1 protein-coding gene is annotated in these 481 nt (G+C 53.0%); it reads right to left on the bottom strand.

The features are described from left to right. Positions 1 to 19: 19 nt before the first annotated feature. On the bottom strand, positions 20 to 481 hold a 462-nt coding region (locus tag BGK49_RS17585; RefSeq protein WP_052939195.1), incomplete at its 5' end, for an ISL3 family transposase.

Raw genomic sequence — 481 nt, forward strand, 5'->3', positions numbered from 1 at the left:
CCGATCATGGTGGGAAGGCTTAGAACGCCATATTCAGTTTCCCATAGTGGAACATCACTCCCAGCTTAAAGCGCTCCCGGTTGCGGTAGCCCTTGGCTTTTATTCTCAGCAGCCTGATCTTGCTGTTCAGTGCTTCCGCATTTCCGTTTGATACGCCATGGCGCATGGCGTTCAGGATACCGTACAACCTTTTCCCTATCGTTTTAGCCACATTCTTCATCATGGGGACGTCACTGTTGGCCGCCAGCGACAGCCATCTCTGCCAGTCGTTGCGTCTTTCCTCGCTCCATGGTCTGCTCCAGATATCCTTTGCCAGTTCTTTCAGCGCCCAGCACAGGCTCGTCAGCTTCATCTGCGCACGCAGCCATATCAGCTTTTCCTGCCTGGATTCGGTCATCCATTTATCGCTGTGCTGCCACAGGAAGCGAGTTCCCTTTGCCTGACGACGACTTTCAACAGGAAGATGCGGATGTTCATTCTG

The organism is Shigella sp. FC1544 (genome assembly GCF_001722145.1).
Lineage (GTDB): Bacteria > Pseudomonadota > Gammaproteobacteria > Enterobacterales > Enterobacteriaceae > Escherichia > Escherichia coli.